Origin of the sequence: Achromobacter sp. (genome assembly GCF_036567245.1) — a bacterium.
Taxonomy (GTDB): Bacteria; Pseudomonadota; Gammaproteobacteria; order Burkholderiales; family Burkholderiaceae_B; genus Achromobacter.
In genome coordinates this window covers 1-2,052 of record NZ_DATCUY010000642.1, presented here as the reverse complement: position 1 = coordinate 2,052, position 2,052 = coordinate 1, and the positions used below count along the sequence as shown (strand labels likewise).

Annotated in this window: 3 protein-coding genes; 1 reads left to right on the top strand and 2 read right to left on the bottom strand. The window is 68.8% G+C overall.

The annotated features are described in order from the left end of the window. The coding region (locus VIR09_RS27165; protein WP_332015689.1) for a phospholipase A at positions 1–825 on the top strand (825 nt) is incomplete at its 5' end. Positions 826–848: 23 nt separating this feature from the next. Here the strand turns inward: VIR09_RS27165 and pdxK are convergent. Both pdxK and VIR09_RS27155 read right to left on the bottom strand, forming a co-directional pair. Continuing rightward, complete coding sequence (pdxK, locus tag VIR09_RS27160) at positions 849–1,712, bottom strand: pyridoxine/pyridoxal/pyridoxamine kinase (RefSeq protein WP_332015688.1); 864 nt, start codon at positions 1,710–1,712, stop codon at positions 849–851. An 83-nt stretch (positions 1,713–1,795) separates the two neighbouring features. Continuing rightward, the coding region (locus VIR09_RS27155; protein ID WP_332015687.1) for an RES domain-containing protein at positions 1,796–2,052 on the bottom strand (257 nt) is incomplete at its 5' end.

Sequence of the window (2,052 nt, the reverse complement as noted above, 5' to 3'; positions counted from 1 at the left end):
GAACCCGTGCCCGCCGCAGCCGTGGCCGCGGTCGGCGCTTCGCCCGAAGGCGGTCCCTCGCCCGACGCGTCCGCGGTGCCTACCGTGCAGCAGCAGAACGCCTTCGACCGCTTCCGCAGTTCGGTTTCCGAATACAAGCCGGTGTACTTCGACATCGGCACGCGCGGACAGACCACCGCGCGCTTTCAGATCAGCGCCAAGTACCGCCTCTTCAGCCCCGCGGGCGACCGCCCGGCGACCTGGGACGAGAACTTCTACCTGGCGTACACGCAGACGTCGCTGTGGGACCTGCAGGGCGATTCCATGCCCTTCATCGACACCACCTTCAATCCCAGCGCCTTCTGGCTGTCCGACAATATCTGGCAGTCCGCCAGCCAGAACTGGCGCATCGGCATGAACACCGGCGTCGAGCACAACTCCAACGGCAAGGACGGCGTGGATTCGCGCTCGCTCAACGACGGCTATATCGAACCGCGCTTCCACTACCGTTTCGACGGCGGCAGCACGCTCACCTTCGCGCCGCGGGTCAAGGCCTACTTCGGGGTCGCCAGCGAGAACAGCGACTACTCCGACTACGCCGGCCACGTCGACTGGCAATTGCGCTGGGCGCAGGACAACGGCGCGGTCATCTCGGCCATGTACCGCCAGGGCGACCAGAAGCGCCGCACCACGCAGCTGGATTTCGCCTGGCCGCTGCAGCGCACCTGGCTGAACATGAACGGCTACCTGCACCTGCAGTATTTCAACGGCTACGGCGAAACGCTGCTGGGCTACAACCAGCGCAACGAATCGCAGTTCCGCGTCGGCCTGTCGCTGGTGCCTTAAGCCCGCCGATCCGTCAGGGCGCCCTAGCCTTCCATCGCCAGTTCTTCCCAGCCCAGCTCGCGGGTGCGCTCCAGCGCCACCGTGACCTGGGTGGCGGCCGCCCGCACCGCCTCGACCAGATCCTGCCCGGTCAGCAGCCGCGCCGTGACGCTGGCCATGAACACGTCGCCGGTGCCATGCACCGAAGGCGGGATGGCGATTTCGGGATGGCTCAGCACCACGCAATCGTCCCGCGTGACCACCGCCAACTGCAAGGTGCCGGGCGCGGCCGCCTGGGGCGCGGCGCTGGTGACCACGATCCATTCGGGCCCTTCGGCGATCAGTTCGCGCGCGGCCACCGTGACCTCGTCGATCGAGGCCAGCGGCCGGCCGACCAACTGCTCCAGCTCGAAATGGTTGGGGGTCATGCCGTTGGCGTGCGGCACCAGCTTGCGGCGGTATTGCGTCACCAACCCGGCGTCCACGTACAGGCCGTCGTTGCGGTCGCCCATGACCGGATCGATATGCACCCGCAGGTCCGGCCGCGCGGCCCGCAGCGCCTGCAGCCAATCCGCCAGCAGGTCGGCCTGGCCGGGCTGCCCCAGGTAGCCGCACACCACCACGCGCGCCACCTGGCTCACGCCGCGTTCGTCCAGCCCTCGAAGCAGCCCCTGGAACCAGTCCAGCGGCACCGCGCCGCCATGCAGGGTGGCGTAATGCGGCGTGTTGCTCAGGATGACGGTAGGCAGCGCGATGGCCCGCAGACCCGCCTGGCGAAAGACCGGCATGGCGGCGTTGTTGCCGACGCAGCCATAGACAACCTGGGATTGGATGGAAACGACGTCCACCCGCGCGGTCACGGCGGGCAGCGCTGCGCCGGATGTCGGGGCAGCGGAAATGGCGGTCATACGGCGGACTCCAGGGGAGAATCGGATGCGCCCTATTCTAGTCCCCGCAACGGAGGGCGCATCCATCGCCTGGCAGCCGCCCCTCAGTCGCGCGCCGAGGCCAACCAGCCCGCCCCGTCGAGCACCGCGCCGTCGATGCCAGCCAGGTGCGGCGCGAACGGATAGGCCAGCGCCGACACGATCTGGCACTGCGCCAGTTGGGGATGTTCGGCATTCAGCAGGTACTGGAAGCCGCCGGCGGCCGACGGCACTTTCAGCAGCAGCGCCTCGCCGCGCGCCAGCCAGGCGTCGCCGAAGGCGCGCGACACCTGCAGGTCGGTCTGCCAGCCGGCGGGCGGAC